This window comes from Sinomicrobium endophyticum (assembly GCF_052983315.1).
In genome coordinates this window covers 32,612-52,439 of record NZ_JBRKIS010000001.1, presented here as the reverse complement: position 1 = coordinate 52,439, position 19,828 = coordinate 32,612, and the positions used below count along the sequence as shown (strand labels likewise).

The following is a 19,828-nucleotide window of genomic DNA, read 5'->3' as shown; positions in this document are numbered from 1 at the left end:
TGAATGGTATGAATGGCACTCCCCCTGCTACCCCGGCAGGTACGGACAGGTTTTCAAAACTCTGCCTATCTTCGGAAGACCGGGGTACTCATCCTAAGCGCATTTCTTTTCCATACCCTCCTGTGTCAGTACCCACAGAAAAACACTCCGTTTCTTTCCGCTTTAAAGGCCGGAAAACGGTCATTTAAGGGATTGTGTATATGCCGAACCGGGTCCGGTATGCGGTTTACCTGTTCCCTTTTGCCGCTTACCGGCTTGCTTATGAAATCACATACAACTGCTTAAGCGGCTTACCGGGTTATATTTACGGCTTAAGGGAACGGGTGTGAAATCCTAAGAGATCCGGTTTGCGGCATACACAGTTCCGTTGACTGTTTACCGGGTTGCCTGTGAAATCATACGCAATTGCTCAGGCGGCTAACCGGGTTTCGTTTGCGGCTAAAGGAAATGGGTACGCGGCCTAAGGGATTTCGTTTGCGGCATACACAGTTGCGTCGACCGTTTACCCCCTAGCTTGTGAAATCACACGCAATTGCTTAAGCAACTAACCGGGTTGTGTTTACGGCTTAGGGTAATGGATATGAAATCGTAGGGGATCCTGTTTACAACAAACGCAGTTCCGTTGACCGCTTACCGGGTTGCTTGTGATATCATAAGCAATTGCTTAAGCAGTTTACCAGGTTACCTTTACCGCTTAAGGGGATGGGGACGAAATCATAAGGGATCCTGTTTGCTGCATACGTAATTATTTATGCCGCAAACGTAACCTGGTTCAGTGTATACACAATCCCTTAAATGGCAAAAACCGGCCCCGGATTATCCGGTCGGGGATACGATATGCCGGTCCCGTGACAGAGGCAGGCCCTTCTTTACAGGGAGGTTACCCGTCCTGAACTTGCCGGGAAGCCGGCAGTGATACCGTCTGTTTGACAGTTATGTTCCTACCGGTATCGCACTGGCAGAAATGCTTTTGGTTGTAACCCCGGGGTTTTACCGAACGCGGACTGCGAAGCCAGAGATATTCGCAATACCAGAAGGAGCGCACACCGTATCCGGATTTTCACAGTGATAATAGCCTGTTGCTCAACAGTAATAATACATGATAACCGGAGAGTGGATCGTTTAACTTACGAAACAGTACTAACTCCGGATACCTTGCTACCGGACAAAGTAGCTGTAAAAAGAACTGCTTGGAAATACAGACTACCATTATCTCAAAGAACACAAGTGTAAATATATGAAAATCAAACTCCCATAAGTGGGCGCCAGTGAACAACCCCTAAGCTAATCAACTCCGGTACTAAAAAAACTCAATCCTTTCCCCGGTTGAAAAGAAATCCCAGGGGTAGAATTAAAAAAAGAAAGAAAAACTTGCCGGTCACCACGCCAATAATGGTCAGGGCGGCGGCTATAAGCATGATGATCTGAGATGTTTTTTTGTTTTTGAACATGATAAAGCGGTCAATTAGATGTAATGTACGGGGCCGTCTTCTCCGTTTCAAAAGTATTGCTTTTTGCAGGAGAACCCAAGCGAGGGGCACATACATTTTGACGATCTTTCTCCACGGGTATCTACCAATAAAAACCCTCCGGGATTATTATATCCGGGAGGGTTACTTTATAAAACCATGCTTTATTTAATTCCTGCTACGCGACGTTGTGGTTTGTCTGCCGGTGCTACCGGAAGTCCGTGTTGCAGTATTGCTCTGTCTGCTGGCCGGAGTGCTGGTTTGTACTCTGGTCGTATTTTGTGAAGCAGCATTGGCATTGCTTCGGGATGTGGCATTGTTTCTGCTTGCATTGCTGTTTACACTGTTTGTCGTGCGGCTCTGCCGTGCAGTGGTACCGATACTTCCCGATGTGCTTGGGGAAGTACTGTTCCTTCTTTCGGTAGCAGCAGTTGTACTGCTACGGTTTGTACTGTTCCCGGTCGTAACGGAACTGTTGCGCTTTGTGGTAGGCGCAGTGTTATTTTCCATACTGCTCCTGCTTGCTTCGGCACCGGTAGCAGAGCTTCGTCTCGCAGTGCTGCTATTGGTATTTGCAATGGTAGAAGTTCTCCTTGCGGTGGAAGCATTGTTCCTCAAAACGGCATCATCTCTTTTGTAAGTAGTGCTATTAGTACTGCTTCTTCTCTCCGTATTGCTATACGAGTTGTTTATAGCAACCCTTCCGTTCTGATAGTGCACCCTGCTCCCCGGCAGGTAAAAATCCCTTCGGCTGTTGGAATAAGATCTGCTGTTTGTATAATGGGACTTATGATAGGTGTAATTATATCGTACCGGGGCGTAATATCTTCGGTACGGAGTGGTGTAAACCACACTATATGTATAGTACGGAATCGTATAATAGGTATGCCATGGCCTGTAAACATACGTTCTGTTAAGCGCGTTGATATATCCGGTATAATGTGTATAGTGACCAAAATTGTCATAATGCACCACCAGTCCGCCTATCTGAGTGAGATAACGGTCGTTATAACGGATAAATACATTCCCGGCCCTCATAATACGACCATAATCGTCATAGTAAACAGGAACATTTTCTATCTGGATCACGGCTCCGTAGTGGTCATATTGAACATACGGATCGTAATTATAGCCCGAATTAAAATTTATGGCTACACCGGGAGAACCAATACTTATCTGTGTACCTCCGCCACCCAGGTAGGTAAAATCGAATTGTCCGTCAGGAAAGACGGAAAACTCTACATTACCCTCTACGAAAATAAAGGGGGCGCCGGTATACGAACGATAATTATCTAAGGTTTCCGCTGATGCTTTTACGCCCGTACCCAGGAGCATAGAAGCCAATAGTATAAATATATTTTTCATAACGTCCATTTTTAAAGGATTAGTAATTGTTTGTTGTGGCCACAATTACTTTATAGCAATAGTATACCAAACGTTGTGCCAAAAATAATGGCGTTGTGTAACTGTTTGATATTCAGGTTTTACTTTTTAAACCGTAGAGATATACATTTAAGGGGCGTTCTCCGGATTACTTCTTTTTACATAGAGAAGAAGGGAAAGTAACCCGTTCCTGTTTTAATCCTAAATTTCATGTCTTTATCAGAAGACAGTGCTGTTTCATGAAAATAAATTCTCTCAAAAACATAATAATTCAATAAATAATAGAAAAAAATATGTAATCGGTAATTATTGTATTGTTTTTTATTTACATTTGTATAATGTTCATATGTATGAACATATTGAAATCAACCTATAACTTATTCACAATGACACCATATAAAATCAGGCTTTGGAGTATCGGTTTCTTTTTCTGTCTGGTTCATTTCGCAAAGGGACAGACGGGAAACATAGCGGGTGAGGCAAAAATATCCGCTTCTACCGCTTTATCCGAAACGTTCCTTCCCGAAAATGTAGCGGACGGGATCATTGGAATTCCGGGAGCAGGAGAGTGGGCTTGTGAAGGTGTTACTACGGATTGGGGTTATATACGTTTTCCGTGGATAGAACTTCGGTGGGACAAACCCAGGAAAATCAATCGTATCGTTTTATATGACCGTCCTTCCGAAAGCGAATTTACTGCCGGGGGCAAACTGGTTTTCAGCGACGGAAGCCTTATTTGGGTCAACCGAATGCCGGATAACGGGGAAGGCAAAGAAATAAAGTTCGATACCAAAACCGTGGACTGGGTGAAATTCCAGGTCACGGACGGTAACGGCAAAGATCTCGGACTGTCTGAAATGGAGGTGTTCGCAGCCCCGGAAGATAATAATGATTTTGTCTCATGGGTAGATCCTTATATAGAGACCAATCGCGGACGGTACCTGTTTTTTATTACCGGCTCCAGACCCTTCGGTATGGTAGGGGCAGCTCCTTTAACCCGGAACAAGAATCAAAACGGAGGTGGCTATAACTATAATGACGAATATATCCTGGGGTTTGAACAGATACACAGCTGGATGCTGGGCGGCCTGGAGATTATGCCGGCCCCGGCGGTTATAGATCCTACCAAAGGGCAGGAGGGGTGGAAGTCGGCATTCCGTCATGAAGATGAAATCGTGCAGCCCGGATACCAGCGGGTCTATTTACGCGATCACCACATATGGACTGAACTGACCGCTACCGAACGGGTGAGTTTTTACCGTTTTCGTTTTACCCGGGATATGGAAGCCCAGGTATTGACCAATCTGGGCGGATATGTCAGTAATGTACAGATGGAAAATGCCCGTGTCTCGCGTGTGTCAGATACGGGAATAGAAGGATATTTCAGCACCACAGAACGCTTCTGGGGCGGACCGAAAGATGTTAAGGTGTTTTTTGTGGCCGAATTCGATAAACCTTTTCAAAGGTTGGATGGCTGGACAGGTACAAACCGTATCAAAGATATTCGGGAGATAGAAGGGGACAGTACCGGGATTACGGCGATCTATGACGCTGTTGCCGGGGACGAGCTGCAAATGAAAATCGCTATTTCCTATACCAGTGTAGAGAACGCCAGGAATAACCTGAATACGGAATGTCCGCATTGGGACTTCGATAAGGTTCACAGCGAATCCGCCAAAGTATGGAACGATTGGCTGGGGAAGATCGAGGTAAAAGGAGGAAGCAGGGAACAAAAGGTTAAATTTTATACCGATCTGTGGCATGTGCTTCTCGGCAGGCAAAAGATCAATGATGTCTCCGGCGATTATCCCGATCGTACTTCCGGAACCCGCGAAGGCACCTTTACGGATGCTGAATTCAGAATAAAGACGTTGCCGAAGGATAAAAACGGGAGCCTTAAATTTAATATGTACAATTCCGATGCCTGGTGGCTTACACAATGGAATTTAAATGTGCTGTGGGGGCTTGCGTGGCCTGAGGTCATGGATGAAATGTCCGCTTCCATGGTACAATATGCCGTCAACGGGGGCCTTCTCCCCCGGGGCCCTTCCGGTGGCGGTTATTCCTATATCATGACCGGGTCTCCCGCGACCAACCTCATTGCCGCAACTTTCCAGAAAGGCTTACTTACCAAAATAGATAAACAAACGGCTTATGATAAGGTAAAAGAAAACCTCCTGCCCGGCGGGATGCTCGGAGATGCCGACGATATCCGGTTTTACACGGAAAATGGCTACTGGCCCGAAAATGCAGGCATTACCCTGGAAGCGACTTTTCAGGATTATGCCCTGTCACAGATGGCAAAAGCGCTTGGGAAGAAAAAGGATTACAACTTCTTCAGCCAAAGAGCAGCCGGATGGAAAACCCTTTTTAAACCGGAGCAGAAACTCATTTTTCCCAAAGACCGGGATGGAAATTTTATGCATAACGATCCCCTTTCCGGCGAAGGCTGGATAGAAGCCAATGCCTGGCAGGCTACCTGGTCGGTATCGCACCAGATCGATGAACTGGCTTCGCTTATGGGCGGAGAAGATGTTCTGTGCGAAAAGCTCAATCACGCTTTTGAAATGGCAGAAGATGATGATTTTGTCTTTGCTTACAATGATGGTTATGTGAGTTATGCCAACCAGCCCGGTTGTTCCAATGCCCATGTTTTTAATCATGCCGGGAAACCGTGGCTTACCCAATACTGGGTACGGAAGGTCAAGGAACAGGCATACGGAGGTACTACACCGGACCTGGGTTATGGCGGCCACGATGAAGACCAGGGACAAATGGGAGGCGTCAGCGCCCTGATGGCCATAGGGCTTTTCAGCCTGGACGGCAATGTTTCCGAAAACCCGGTGTACGATATCACCAGTCCCGTTTTTGATGAAGTGGTGATTAAACTCGATACGGATTACTACAGCGGAACCGAATTCAGGATCATTACCCATAATAACAGTGCGGATAATATGTATATCCAAAAAGCCCTTTTGAACGGAAAAGAACATACGAAGTTCCGGTTTCCGCACCAGGTTTTTCAAAAGGGAGGAAGCCTCGAACTTTACCTCGGACCAGAACCTAACATGCAATGGGGAACTAAGGATTAAAACCGAAAATTAGTATCAACCAAAAATCTGTTTCTTATGGAAATATACCGATTAATAAGGGCATGTGTCCTGTATCTGCCCCTGCTTTGTTTCGGATTATCCCTGCAGGCCTATGCTTTTCCGCAGCAGGAAAAGACAGTGGTCACCGGAACGGTCCGGTCTGCCGAAGGAGAGGTCCTGGCAGGGAGTAATATTGTGGTAAAGGGAACGAATACCGGTACCATTGCGGACTTTGACGGGAACTTTGAAATCGAAGTTCCCGACAGTAATGCCATATTGGTATTCAGTTATGTAGGATTTGCTTCCAGAGAAGTGAAAGTGGGGATGCAGACCACAATTCAGGTGGAACTGGAACCCGACATGGGAAAACTCTCTGAAGTTATTGTCATCGGGTATGGTAGTCAGCGGAAATCGGACGTTACCGGAGCGGTTTCGTCTATAAGCGCCAAAGAACTCCAGGCGGTCCCGGCTTCCAGTTTCGAACAGGCCCTGCAGGGCAGGGCTGCCGGCGTACAGGTAACCCAGGCCTCCGGAGTACCCGGGGGAGGGACCAACATCCGGATACGGGGAACGAGCTCCGTAAATGCCAGTAGCGAACCATTATACGTTATAGACGGAATGCTCGTAAACAGTGATGCCAACGAAACGTCGGCCGGTAGCAGAGGGCCGGGGACGAGTCCGCTTTCTTCTATTAATCCCAATGATATAGAATCAATCGAAATACTGAAAGACGCTTCCGCAACAGCCATTTACGGTTCCAGGGGAGCCAACGGGGTCGTATTGATAACGACCAAAAAAGGAAAAGAAGGGAGAGAAACCATAAGTTTTAATGCCTATCACGGCGTACAGCAAGTGGCTAATAAGCTCAATCTCCTCAACGCGCGGGAATATGCGGAACTTGTCAATGAAGCGGAGATGAATACCGGCAGAAATCCCGTTTACGTAAATCCGGCATCACTTGGAAAAGGCACCGACTGGCAGGACGAACTTTTCAGGGCTGCACAGATATCCGATTACCAGCTCAGTTTTTCGGGAGGAGATGCCAAGACCAGGTATGCGCTTTCCGGGGGATTATTTACACAAGACGGTATAGTCACAGGCTCCGATTTCCAAAGATATTCTTTCCGGGTAAACCTGGAACGGAATGTAACGGACAAACTGAAAGTAGGGAACAACCTTTCCTATGCGAGAATTACATCCAACGGGGTGCTTACGGGACCCGGGCAGATCGTACCCGGGGTAATTGCCAATGCCTTGCAGATCAATCCCGTATTGCCGGTATACAACCCGAATGAACCGGGTGGATATACCTTTGAACACGACCGCAAGGATGCCGTGGCCAACCCGGTGGCAGAAGCCAGGGAATACGAGTCGAAAACCGTAACTTCCAGGCTTTTGGGAAATGTGTTTGCCGAATATGCCCTGACGGAAAACCTCGATTTCCGGACCAGTTTCGGTATAGACCTGTTACACACCAAAAACAGCGCTTTCGGACCTAACTTTCTGAAACGTACGGAGAGCAGCCGTGGTGAAGCCTCGATCTCTACCCTGGATGCACTTACCTGGCTGAATGAAAATACGCTTACTTATAACAAAACCTTTGAAGGCGGGGATAACCTTACGGCTCTTTTAGGGTTTACATTGCAGGAATTTCAAAACGAGTCCCTTACCAGCATAGCTTTCGGTTTTCCCGATGGCCGTACAGGGTATCACAACCTTTCCGCAGCAGAAAACCCGCAGCCACCTGTCAATAGCGAATCCCGATGGGCATTGGTGTCTTATCTCGCACGGGTAAACTACGTTATGGATAATAAATATCTCTTCACTCTTTCCGGAAGGGTAGACGGATCGTCCAAATTCGCAAAGGGAAACCAATATGGTTTCTTTCCCTCCGGGGCATTTGCATGGCGGGTGATCAATGAAGATTTTATGAAAGACTCGCAGCTTTTCAGCGATCTGAAGTTGCGGTTGAGTTACGGGGTTATCGGCAACCAGTCCATAGGACCGTATAATTCGCTTGCCCTGGTAGCCCCTTTCGGTGAAGGTGTTTTTAACAACGGTCCCGGAAGCCCTGATGTATTTTACGGGCAGGAGCCCAGCAGCTATCCCAATAGCGACCTGAAATGGGAAACCACACGGCAGGCCAACCTGGGACTCGATATGGCATTCTGGAACGGCAAGCTGCGGTTTACTGCCGAGGTATACGATAAGAAAACCTCCGACCTCTTACTGGGAACTCCCATTCCCTTTACCACCGGGTTTCAGAATACGTTGTTGAATGTAGGAAATGTACAGAACCGGGGTTTCGGGCTGGAAGTAGGCTCGGATATTCTTAACGGACCGTTCTCCTGGAATGCTTCCGGAAACTTTTCCGTCAACCGGAATAAAGTGACCAACCTGGCCAGGGAAGAAGATATCAATCTCCTGGTAGCCGGTAGTATATTGAGGGAAGGGAAACCCATAGGGACTTTCGAAGGCTATGTTTTTGACGGGATCTACCAGACCAATGAAGAAGCTGCGGCAGGTCCGGCTCTGCGCGGACAGACACCGGTTGCGGGAGATCGTAAATACAAAGACATAGGCGGCCCCGACGGTACTCCCGACGGATTTATAGACGAACACGACCGGGCTATCATAGGAACCGCTCAACCCGATTTTACCTGGGGACTGAACAATGAATTCTCCTTTAAGAATTTTAGTCTCAGTGTTTTTATACAGGGAAGCCAGGGAAATGATATGGCGAACATGAACCTGCTGAACCTGGAAAATATGAACGGCCAGCAGAATGTACTGGCAAAAGCGGGCAAAAACCGCTGGACACCGGATAATCCGGGTAATGTTTATCCCCGGGCATCCGGAAATGATTCCTTTAACAGCACTTTCTCTTCTGCTTTTGTAGAGGATGCTTCTTATGTAAGGGTCAAAAATGTAACGTTTGGGTATAATTTCTCCCAAAAATGGATGGAACATATCGGGGTGAGCACTTTGCGTATTTACGCCAGCGCGACCAACCTGTTCACCTGGACGAACTACAGCGGTTACGATCCGGAAGGTAATGCCTATGGCGGAACCACCAATATTGTTGGAGTAGATGACGGTAACTATCCCCAGACAAGAATGTACACCTTTGGAATTAACCTTGGATTTTAACATAAAAAGACATGATGATGAAATCAACAAATAATTTTCCGGTAAAGGTATGGAGCAGTGTACTGTGTGTATTTCTCCTTTTTTCCTGTAGTGACTTCCTGGAAGAAAATCCAAAAAACCAGGTAGGAACCAGTAATTATTATACCACAGAACAGGATGCCCTTGCGGCGGTAAACTCCATATACGCCAATCTCGGTTCTTACGATGCTTCCCGGGGTAATACCGCCGGGATATATCACAGTACCTTCTGGGTAACACAGGGACTGGCATCTGACGAAATGGACAACAACCAGTTGGGAGCACCGCAGTACGATCAGCTTGCCACTTTTACACATAATGCCGATAATGCTGCCCTGCAGGAAATATGGCAGGTACATTACAAGACCATTTATCTTGCCAATGTGGCTATAGACCGTATTCCGGCTATCGAAATGGACGAAACCCTTAAAAACCGTTTTATTAACGAAGCTAAATTCCTCCGGGGATTGCTCTATTTCAACCTGGTACGCATGTTCGGAGATATTCCCCTTGTTATTACCGAAGAAACGCCGCTAAACCCGGAAGCCGCTCCGGCAGATGAGGTCTATGCCCGGATAATTCAAGACCTTACCGATGCGGAAGCCCTGCCTCCGGATGGCGAAATACAGGAAGGACGAGCCACACAAGGAGCAGCACAAGCATTACTGGCAAAGGTATATGTGCGCACAGGAGAATATCAGCTTGCTTCGGAAAAAGCCCTTGATGTCATGGATTCCGGGTTGTATGGGCTTTGGGACCGTTTTAAGGATGCTTTTCGTATAGAGAACCGCGGGGGGAAGGAAGCCGTTTTCTCCGTAGGGTTCGGAGACGCGGGCGGAGCCATTTCTTTCTGGGAAGTGGGACAGTTCAACGTAAGACTGTTGCCGGCAGCCCTGAGCGCCGAAGTAGACGGGATTTCCAATACACAGGGCTGGCAGATAGCCAATGCGAATATGTATAACACTTTCGCCACTTCCGACGAACGTCGCGAGGATACATTTATGACCAGTTTTACTGCTTCCGATAATTCTACCGTAAACCTGGACCACGTGTACATCGATAAATACTGGGACGTGGACGCAGACCCGACCGCAGGGGGATCTTTCAATGATTTCCCCGTGATCCGTTATTCCGATGTGGTGCTTACCTATGCCGAAGCACAGGCCAGGCTCGGAAATTTTGATGTAGCCAATGATTACCTGAACGACATAAGGCAGAGAGCTGACCTGGGAGAAGCGGAAGCGGACAATATCGAAGGCTTTGTAGACCTGTTGGTAGAAGAAAGAGGTAAGGAGTTCACAGGCGAAGGGCAACGATGGTTTGATCTTACCAGGCTTGGCAGGCTCAGACAACGTGTGGAAGCCGTAAAAGGGATTTCGGTAGGAGAACAATATAACCGGTTCCCCATTCCGCAACGCGAAAGACTGGTAAATCCCAATTTACCACAAAACCCCGGCTTTTAGTACCGGTATGCCAACCTATTGTTCAACCAAAAATACTGTATATGAAAACCAGAATATATCACCTGATTTTTCCCGCGATCTTTGGATTGCTGGTAAGTTGTAACGAAGATGAGCAAGGCCCGGAAGATTATTACGATCAGGGAAACTTCCTGGTTAGCCTGGGAGCGGAAAAAACACCCGGACAAGGCCAGTACCGCAGCCGCCTGGAATCCGGGGATACCCTGAACCTGGCAGTGCTTGTGGAAGCACCCGAAGACCTGGAAAAACTCGAAATAACCAAGACGATAAACCTGCAGAAGGATACCGCATTCGGACAGGAAGGAGTATTGCGGGTGGATGCTTCCGGAAAAGAATTCAGTTATACGTTTATCTATATTCCCCCGGTGGAAGATGTGGATAAACTGGTAGGGTTTAGTTTTAAAGCTGCCACATCCGGAGGGAAGGAAAGAACCAGTGACCTTACTGCGAATGTAACCCTTAGTCCGCGGGATAACCTTCCGCGCCGCAGGTGGGAGTGGAAATCCATTCTGCATGTCAATAATGAAGACGATCCGAATTCTGAAGTAATAGAAGATTGTGAAAAAGACAATGCCTATCTTTTCAATGCGGATGGTAGCATGAGCCTGGAATACGGGACCGATACCGGCGCCGGGGCCTGCGCCTTTGACGGGCTGAATGTTTTCAGCGGCTGGTACATTACCGAAGACGAACAGCATTTTATCATGGAAAAATACAATGTTTTTACGCCCAATACCATTGTAGCCGATACGTTTGCAATAAAGACGCTTACCGTAGAAAAACTGGCTTTGGAACTTACGGTAGATCTGTCCGAACTGGGACTCCGGGAAGAAGAAGTTTTCCTGTATACGTTCGAAGCAGCCCAAAGGAATGAATCAACGACCTCGGGGCAAGCCCGCGAGGTATTCAAATGAACAAACCTTAGCCCATTTCGATGCAGAGTATTGGAGAATTAGACCCATTTAATGGGATTAAACCAAAAGATGACAACCAAAACAATGTGTATAATGAATCTTAAAAAAAGAAAATATATAAGCATTTTCGGCGGGATATTTACCGTTCTCTTTACTTCCTGTAAAGATGATACCCGGGATAAAAATACAGAAGATGATCCTTCTCCGGAAGAAATCACCTTTACCGTAGAACGGGCGCCGGAATGGACGGCGGTATTTAAAAGAGATTCCGGCTGGTTCGGCGGGGACGGTATTTTTGCCATACCTTATTCCGGGGAAGACAACAGTAAAGAAGCAGATAGTATTGTTTTTCTGTTCAGTGACACTATGGTCGGGGAAATCATCGGGGATTCCCTGGTGCCGGGTTACAGTATGGTGAATAATTCTATGGCGCTGTACCGCAAAGGAGATGTCCCGGCAAGCACATCGTTTTTCCTGGCTAAAGACAGCGAAGGAAAAGCTACGACCATGTTAGTGCCGGATACGGATAATGAAGAATACTACTGGCTGGGCGACGGTTTTGTAAACAGGAAAGCAGGAGGAAAGCTATATGTATTTGCCTATCGCATCCGCAATACCCATACGGACGACCTGTTGCCGTTCGAAGAAGTGGGGAACGACCTCCTGGTAATAGATGATAAAAGCAAAATACCTTTTCAAAAGCCCCGTTCCTCGGAGATACCCTTTTTTACTTCCGGGGATGATTCGGGTAAGATATCTTTCGGAGTGGGAATATATGATGGAGAGGAAGAAGAATATGTGTATGTATACGGTGTTCGGGGACAGCACAAAGAACTCGTATGCGCCCGGGTAAAATATGAGGAAATAGAAGATTTCAACGCCTGGGAATTCCGGAAGACAGACGGCTGGACCCAAGACAGGGAGCAAATGACTGCTCTTGCGGACAGCGTATCTAACGAGCTTAGCGTATCCCGGCTGCCCAACGGGCATTATGCCCTTATCTACCAGTACGGGGGAATTTTTCCGAATATATATATGCAAACCGGGGAAGCTCCCTATGGCCCGTTCGGAGAAGTAAAAGAAATATGGAATACTTCGGAGGACATAAGCGATCCGGACCTTTTTACATACAATGCCAAAGCTCACCCGGCAATTTCTGCGGAAGGAGAATTACTCGTAAGTTACAATGTCAACAGTTTTAAGTTTTTCGATGTTATCGGAGATAACCCACACCTGTACAGACCGAGGTTTATCCGTATTAAATTCGACTCCGGGAACTAAAATAAGATACATGAAGGATCAAAATAATAATGGGGGAACATCCCGAAGCTATATTATCCGCATAACCGTAGTGGCAGCCCTGGGCGGATTGTTATTCGGGTATGATACGGCGGTGATAGCAGGGGCGATCGGCTATCTCCAGGAGAAATTTTCCCTAAGTCCGGCCCTTGTGGGCTGGGCGGCCAGTAGCGCCATTTGGGGGTGTATCCTGGGTGCGGCAGTAGCCGGTTACGTCAGCGACCGTTTCGGCAGGAAGAAAGTACTTATTATCACCGGGCTGTTATTTTTTATTTCGGCCCTCGGATCTGCCGTTGCTTCGGACCTGAACGGTTTTATAATAGCGCGGCTTGTCGGCGGAATAGGAGTGGGGGCAGCTTCCATGTTGTCCCCGCTATACATTTCGGAAGTCGCCCCGGCAAAGTTCAGGGGGCGGTTAGTGAGTGTATATCAACTGGCCATTGTATTCGGTATCAATATTATTTACATTGTCAATTACCTGATCTCCGTTTCCGGAAGCAATGCGTGGAATGTGGAATACGGGTGGCGATACATGATAGGCTCGGAGGTTATACCGGCCATAATCTTTTTCGTACTGCTGTTCACCGTACCCGAAAGCCCGAGGTGGCTTATGAAAAAAGGTAAGGATACAAAGGCCGGAGAAATACTTTACCGGATAAACGGAGATAAGGCAGAAGCTATCCGGAAAGAGATCCGGAGCACCCTCAATATGGAATCTGGCAGGTGGAGCGACCTTTTCGGCAAAGGATTACGACTGGCCCTTATCGTTGGGGTCATCCTGGCCTTGTTTTCACAAATTACGGGGATCAATGCCGTTATCTATTTCGCTCCCGAGATATTCAAAAGCATAGGTTTTGCAGTGGAATCGGCATTTTACCAGACTATTTTTATCGGGATAATCAACACGGCTTTCACTTTTGTCGCCCTGTGGCTTATTGACAAAACGGGACGTAAAAAACTGTTATTGTGGGGTGTGTCCGGAATGGTACTGTGCCTGTTTGCCATAGGTATTTGTTTTTATTTCGAAATCACCAAAGGCCCCTGGCTTATACTGTTTGTTCTGGGGTTTATAGCGTGTTTTGCATCTTCCCTGGGGCCTATCCCCTGGGTGATGATCGCCGAGATATTTCCCACTAAGATCAGGGGGATAGCCATGTCGTTCTGCACATTAATTCTGTGGATAGGCGTCATACTCATTACCCAGCTTACCCCGGTGATGCTGGACAGCCTGGGAGGAGCCTTTACTTTCTGGATATTTATGGTTAATTCCGTATTCCTGCTGCTCTTTACCTGGAAATTTGTCCCCGAGACCAAAGGGAAAAGCCTGGAACAGATAGAAAAAGGCTGGATCGAATCCGATGAAGAATAGTTTATGAAATGCCTATTAACATAAGTTTCATAATACCGTTCTGATTATTCTTAACAGAATAAGGCCCGACTTATGAAAAACGAATTAAAAAATTAACAGATGATAAGTGTGAATATCGGCATCGATATGGGAGGAACCCGTATAAAAATGGGACTGGCAGACGAAGAAGGGAATATCCGGGAAAGCCGGTCTTTCGATGCCAGATCAGGACGTAGTCTGTACCATGTGCTGAAAGACCTGTCAGTTCCGGTAAACGAACTTTGTAACAATAAGGAATACCGTGTAAAAGGTATAGGTATAGCCTTTCCCGGAATAGTGGATGCCGGGAAGAACACGGTACTGTCGGATTACGTAAAATACCCGGGTGCAGGGCAGACGGATTTTGAAAGCTGGGGAAAGGAAAACTGGGGATTACCCGTAGCCCTGGAAAACGATGCCCGTGCGGCCCTGTTGGGAGAATGGCAGTATGGTGCGGGAAAGGGGTGTGACAATCTCGTAATGATCACCCTGGGAACGGGGGTCGGATCGGCAGTACTCATAGAAGGAAGATTGTTGCGGGGCAAAAACTTTCTCGCGGGGAACCTGGGCGGACATATGAGTATAGATTATAACGGGCCGGAATGCAATTGCGGTAACATCGGATGCGTGGAAAGTATGGCGTCTACCTGGGCATTGAAAAAACACCTGGAAAAAAGTAAGGATTATGCAGGGAGCGCCCTGTACCATGAAGAAAACCCGGATTACGAAAGTATTTTCCGTTTTGCACGTTCCGGGGACAGGATGGCTATGGAGGTGCGGGACAAAAGTATAAAGGCATGGGGAACCGGTGTTGTAAATCTCATTCACGCTTACGATCCGGAAAAAATAATTATCGGGGGAGGTATTATGAAAAGTAAAGAAGATATACTTCCGGGAATAGAAAAAATAGTGGAAAAACACAGCTGGATACCATCGGGAAGTCTGCCTATAGTGGTTGCCAGCAAAAAAGAAACAGCAGGAATATTAGGAACAAGTTACATATTAAACAATGAAAGGAAAAAAAATAACATCTAATTACGACAAGTATCCCAGAATACGGGTTAGTGGAAGCAAATACGAATGTATACGTGGCTGGGAAGCTATATGCCGTACTATAAAAGACAAAGCAGGAGACAAGGGGAAGATCGTTATCGAAATCTACCAGGGTGTCGATACCGAAGAGATAAAGACAGCCCTTAAAAAAGTATTCGGTTCCTGCAAAATATACGACAGTACCGATGCGATGAAACCTGCCCCGGAAATTGAGAAAATGGTCTATCCCTATGTTACGGACGACAGGGTCTTCGGGTATATGACAGACCTGGACCTAAAAGATTTTTTCGATCCTGAGAATTGCCGGAGGTTACGGGAAGAGACCGGAAGAAAAAGTGACGGGATACAGGTTGTACTGGGTCCGGGAGCGAGCTTTTGGTGTGACAAAAATGATCTCCTGGTATATATGGATATGCCCCGGTGGGAATTGCAGCTTCGTATGCGCAGGCATGAGGTGAATAATCTCGGGGTGTTCAATAAGGAAGAGGAATTTGCTTTACGGGTCAAACAATCCTTTTTTGTAGATTGGAGAGTGCTGGACAGGCATAAAACAGCCCTTTTTGAAAAAACAGATTTTTTTGTCGATACCGTCCGGTCCTCAGATCCTAAGATGATTTCCGGTAAAGCGCTGAAGTATGCACTGGAAACAGCCAGCAGGCAACCTTTTCGCGTTGTCCCGTTTTTCGATCCGGGGCCCTGGGGCGGGCAATGGCTGAAAGAGGTCATCGATCTCGACAGGAACAAATTGAATTTCGCCTGGGGATTCGACTGTGTTCCGGAAGAGAACAGCCTGCTCTTTGATTTCGGGGGAATTACTTTCGAAACGCCTTCCATAAACCTGGTGCTCACCCGTCCGGAACCGTTACTGGGGCAACAGGTCTATGAAAAATTCGGCGCCGAGTTCCCCATACGGTTCGATTTCCTGGATACGATGGAAGGCGGAAACCTTAGTTTACAGGTACACCCGACCAAAGCATATATAAAAGAACAGTTCGGTATGCCCTATACCCAGGACGAAAGTTATTATATCCTCGATGCCGGGGAAGGTGCCGAAGTGTACCTGGGTATCCGGGATGAGACTGATCCGGAAAAAATGATCGCGGACCTGAAGAATGCCCGGGAACAGGGCGGAACTTTCGATGCGGGAGCCTATGTGAATAAATGGCCTGTAAAGAAACACGATCACTACCTGATCCCCTCGGGCACGGTACATTGTTCGGGAGCAAACAGCGTAGTACTCGAAATCAGTGCCACTCCGTATATTTTTACCTTTAAACTGTGGGACTGGGGTAGATTGGGACTGGACGGAAAGCCAAGGCCGATACACCTGTTTCACGGCGAAAATGTTATCGACTGGAGCCGGAGAAAGCAGTGGACAAAGGACAACCTGGTAAACCGTATCGAAGAAGTAGCACAAGGAGAAGGCTGGAAAGAAGAAAAGACCGGCCTGTACGTTTCTGATTTTATCGAAACGCGACGGCATTGGTTTACCGGAAAAGTACCGCACAACACCGCTGGCAGTGTCAATGTGATCAACCTGGTGGAAGGGCGGGAAGCCACGGTAGAGAGTCCGGAAGATAAGTTTGAACCTTTTGTGGTACATTATGCGGAAACTTTTATAATTCCTGCTGAAGTCGGGGATTATACCATACGTCCCAGCGGAGCGTCCGAAGGTGGAGAATGTGCTACCCTGAAAGCTTTTGTGAGAGCATAATAGAACAAACAAATTTAAAAGACCGATGATAAGATCCCTATTGTTATTGCAGTTTATCCTGGGCATTTCTTTTACCGCCTATGCCCAGGAACTTCGATTGCCCGCATTTTTTACCGATAACATGGTATTGCAACGCGATGCTCCGGTAACCTTATGGGGATGGAGTACTCCCGGGCAGGAAATACAGGTAGAAATAGATGGGGTGCAGCAGAATACCAGGGCAAATAAGGAAGGAAAATGGAAACTGCAATTACCCGCTTTACCGGCAGGAGGACCGTATTCCGTCAGCATAAGTGACGGGGAGTCGAGTATAGAATTGGAAAATGTTTTGATGGGAGATGTATGGCTTTGTGGCGGGCAATCCAATATGGAATGGCCGTTGATACAAACACCTTACCGGGAATCCGATACTGTATGGCTTGAAAAAGGACAAATAAGGCTCTTAAAAGTAAACCCGGAAACGGATTACCGGCCGAGAGAGGATATAAGTTCTTCCGGTTGGATGGTTCCTGACCCGGACAATATTGCAGGATTTTCCGCGGTAGGGTATCATTTCGGGAAATTTGTTCAGCAGGAAAGCGGTGTCCCGATAGGCCTGATCAGTGTAAACCTGGGAGCAACAGCCATAGAAACATGGATGAGTAACGAAGCCCTGGAAGCATTTCCCCAGTTTAAAGAGGAAATAAAACATACGGGAAGTTTTGCCGATGTCCGGAGGGCATTTGAGAAAAGCAAAAAGCATTGGTATAACAAGTATTATTACACCGGGCCCGGGGTAACCGGAAAATGGTACCTACCGGAAACAGATATCTCTTCCTGGGATACCCTGGAAGTTGCCGGCAATACCTGGGAAGAAGAGAAAGCCCTGAAAGATTTTGACGGCGCCGTATGGTTTAGGAAGAGTTTTGACCTTCCGGAAGGGTTTAAAGGAGATTCCCTGCATTTACAATTGCTGCAAATCGATGATTATGATATTAGCTGGGTAAACGGACACCGTATCGGTGAAACGTTTGGCAGGCATAATCACAGGAATTACCAGGTACCTGCCGGTATTCTTAAAAAGAAAGGCAATGTACTGGCCGTACGTGTTTTTGATGCCGGGGGAATAGGAGGTTTTACAACTTCTGCTTTCTGGGGGAATAATATACTTTGGGGAAAGTGGCACTACAGGAAAGGATTACAGATCGATACCGGTAAATTCCCGGAACAGGAACTGGTCAACATTACTCCGTTTTCTTCCCCGGGGGTGCTATACAATGCTAATGTGGCACCCCTTACAAGTTCGCATGTAAAGGGAACGATCTGGTACCAGGGAGAATCCAATGCCGAAAGGGCGGCGGAATACAGGGAATTATTCCCTGCACTTATCCGGGACTGGAGAAATCATTTTAACAATGAAATGCCTTTTTTATGGGTGCAACTGGCGAATTACGGTAAAGAACCTGAAATTCCCGGGCCGTCGCCCTGGGCCGAACTCCGGGAAGCCCAGAGTATGGCACAGGCATTGCCGAATACGGGGATGGCGGTAACGATAGATATTGGAGAAGCCGAAGATATACATCCCCGGAATAAGGCGGATGTGGGTAAACGTCTCGGTGCTTTGGCTATGAACCTCGGTTATGACGGGAAATACCCGGCACAGGCTCCCCGGTTTAAAGAAACGGAGAAAAAAGGAGACAGTCTCCTGGTGCATTTTACCCTGGCTACGGATTCCCTGAAAACCAAAGACAAATACGGATATATACGCGGTTTCCAACTGGCCGGTAAAGACGGGAAATTTTATTGGGCCAAAGCTTTTTTACGCCGGAACACTGTAGTAGTATACAGCCCGGAATTAAAAGATCCGGTGGAAGTGCGATATGCCTGGAGCGATAACCCGGGACCTTTGGACCTCACGGATCAGAACGGCCTGCCGGCAGAACCCTTTCGAAGTGACGATCGGGAACTCAGTACCGATGGCATATTGTTCGATAGTAAAGCGCCCCGGTTTTAAAGGGGATCGTATAACAAATACGGTTAAATATGTAGGAACATTTGGATATGTAAAATTAGTATCTTTGTTTCTTTACAAATTCCAAGGGAAAAAGCAACAATGCAAAAAGAGAGACCTATTGAATTTAAAGTGGATCATCACAATGGCATTCCCCTGCATTTACAGGTAGAACAGTTATTGAGAGAACTTATTGAAAAGACCGAATACAAGGAAGGAAAGCTGCTTCCCAAAGAAGTGGAACTGGCCAAAATGCTGGGTATCTCCCGGAATACCGTGCGACAAGCTACCAATAAGCTGGAACATGAAAAGCTTTTGATACGCAAAAAAGGAGTGGGAACACGGGTGGTAAAACAAACACTTAGCACCAAACTGAGTAACTGGGCCAGTTTCAGCGAGGAAATGCACAGTAAAGGAGTGGAATTTGTAAATTACCAGATCAACGTATCGTGGACAGAAGCAGACCAGGAAGTGGCCGCTGCTTTACAGATAGAAGAAGGCAGGGAAGTACTCCGTATGGAACGTCTCCGGGGACTGGATAAAGGCCCTTTCGTAAACTTCATTTCCTTTTTTCATCCCCGTATAGGTCTTACGGGTAAGGAAGATTTTTCCCGTCACCTTTATGAAATTCTGGAAAGGGATTACGCTACTATTCCGTCCGTATCCAAAGAACGTATCAATGCGATCCCCGCAACCAAAAAACTGGCAGAATTACTGGATGTCAAACCGGGAAGCCCCTTGTTGTTCCGAAGACGCCTGGTGTGCGATCCGGGAGACCGGCCCATAGAGTACAATCTCGGGTATTACCGGGCGGATAGTTTTACTTATGAAATAGATATTAAACGTTAGTACACGCTTTTATATAAAACAGGAACAGG

General features: G+C 47.0%; 13 protein-coding genes. 11 read left to right on the top strand and 2 right to left on the bottom strand.

The window, feature by feature from the left end; translation table 11 throughout:
* A partial coding sequence (locus ACVBDU_RS00200; protein ID WP_447177765.1) for a hypothetical protein occupies window positions 1-188 on the top strand: 188 nt, incomplete at its 5' end.
* Window positions 189-1,310: 1,122 nt separating this feature from the next.
* Here ACVBDU_RS00200 and ACVBDU_RS00195 read toward each other — a convergent pair.
* Together ACVBDU_RS00195 and ACVBDU_RS00190 are read right to left on the bottom strand one after the other, a co-directional pair.
* Window positions 1,311-1,451 carry a hypothetical protein gene (locus tag ACVBDU_RS00195; protein ID WP_447175782.1) on the bottom strand — a complete coding sequence of 47 codons (141 nt, stop codon included), beginning with the start codon at window positions 1,449-1,451 and terminating at the stop codon, window positions 1,311-1,313.
* 186 nt (window positions 1,452-1,637) lie between these two features.
* Window positions 1,638-2,834: a hypothetical protein gene (locus ACVBDU_RS00190; RefSeq protein ID WP_447177764.1), complete on the bottom strand. Its 1,197-nt coding sequence runs from the start codon at window positions 2,832-2,834 to the stop codon at window positions 1,638-1,640.
* A 404-nt stretch (window positions 2,835-3,238) separates the two neighbouring features.
* Here ACVBDU_RS00190 and ACVBDU_RS00185 point away from each other — a divergent pair, with 404 nt between their 5' ends.
* The 10 genes from ACVBDU_RS00185 to ACVBDU_RS00140 all read left to right on the top strand — a co-directional run bounded on the left by ACVBDU_RS00185 (window position 3,239) and on the right by ACVBDU_RS00140 (window position 19,799).
* Window positions 3,239-5,944, top strand: a complete 2,706-nt coding sequence (locus tag ACVBDU_RS00185) for a GH92 family glycosyl hydrolase (protein ID WP_447177763.1) — start codon at window positions 3,239-3,241, stop codon at window positions 5,942-5,944.
* A 36-nt stretch (window positions 5,945-5,980) separates the two neighbouring features.
* Complete coding sequence (locus tag ACVBDU_RS00180; protein WP_447177762.1) at window positions 5,981-9,094, top strand: SusC/RagA family TonB-linked outer membrane protein; 3,114 nt, start codon at window positions 5,981-5,983, stop codon at window positions 9,092-9,094.
* Window positions 9,095-9,111: 17 nt separating this feature from the next.
* Window positions 9,112-10,575 carry a RagB/SusD family nutrient uptake outer membrane protein gene (locus ACVBDU_RS00175; RefSeq protein WP_447177761.1) on the top strand — a complete coding sequence of 488 codons (1,464 nt, stop codon included), beginning with the start codon at window positions 9,112-9,114 and terminating at the stop codon, window positions 10,573-10,575.
* A 41-nt stretch (window positions 10,576-10,616) separates the two neighbouring features.
* Window positions 10,617-11,507, top strand: a complete 891-nt coding sequence (locus ACVBDU_RS00170; RefSeq protein ID WP_447177760.1) for a hypothetical protein — start codon at window positions 10,617-10,619, stop codon at window positions 11,505-11,507.
* A 93-nt stretch (window positions 11,508-11,600) separates the two neighbouring features.
* Complete coding sequence (locus ACVBDU_RS00165; RefSeq protein ID WP_447177759.1) at window positions 11,601-12,788, top strand: DUF5005 domain-containing protein; 1,188 nt, start codon at window positions 11,601-11,603, stop codon at window positions 12,786-12,788.
* A gap of 10 nt (window positions 12,789-12,798) precedes the next feature.
* Window positions 12,799-14,175 carry a sugar porter family MFS transporter gene (locus tag ACVBDU_RS00160; RefSeq protein WP_447177758.1) on the top strand — a complete coding sequence of 459 codons (1,377 nt, stop codon included), beginning with the start codon at window positions 12,799-12,801 and terminating at the stop codon, window positions 14,173-14,175.
* Window positions 14,176-14,274: 99 nt separating this feature from the next.
* Window positions 14,275-15,228 (top strand): ROK family protein, encoded by a 954-nt coding sequence (locus ACVBDU_RS00155; RefSeq protein ID WP_447177757.1) that lies wholly within the window; start codon window positions 14,275-14,277, stop codon window positions 15,226-15,228.
* Window positions 15,203-16,960, top strand: a complete 1,758-nt coding sequence (locus tag ACVBDU_RS00150) for a class I mannose-6-phosphate isomerase (RefSeq protein WP_447177756.1) — start codon at window positions 15,203-15,205, stop codon at window positions 16,958-16,960. The genes ACVBDU_RS00155 and ACVBDU_RS00150 overlap by 26 nt, the downstream gene beginning before the upstream one ends.
* A gap of 25 nt (window positions 16,961-16,985) precedes the next feature.
* Window positions 16,986-18,953, top strand: a complete 1,968-nt coding sequence (locus ACVBDU_RS00145; protein WP_447177755.1) for a sialate O-acetylesterase — start codon at window positions 16,986-16,988, stop codon at window positions 18,951-18,953.
* Window positions 18,954-19,052: 99 nt separating this feature from the next.
* Entirely contained in the window at window positions 19,053-19,799 is a 747-nt protein-coding gene (locus ACVBDU_RS00140; protein ID WP_447175771.1) for a GntR family transcriptional regulator, read from the top strand.
* Window positions 19,800-19,828: the final 29 nt, after the last annotated feature.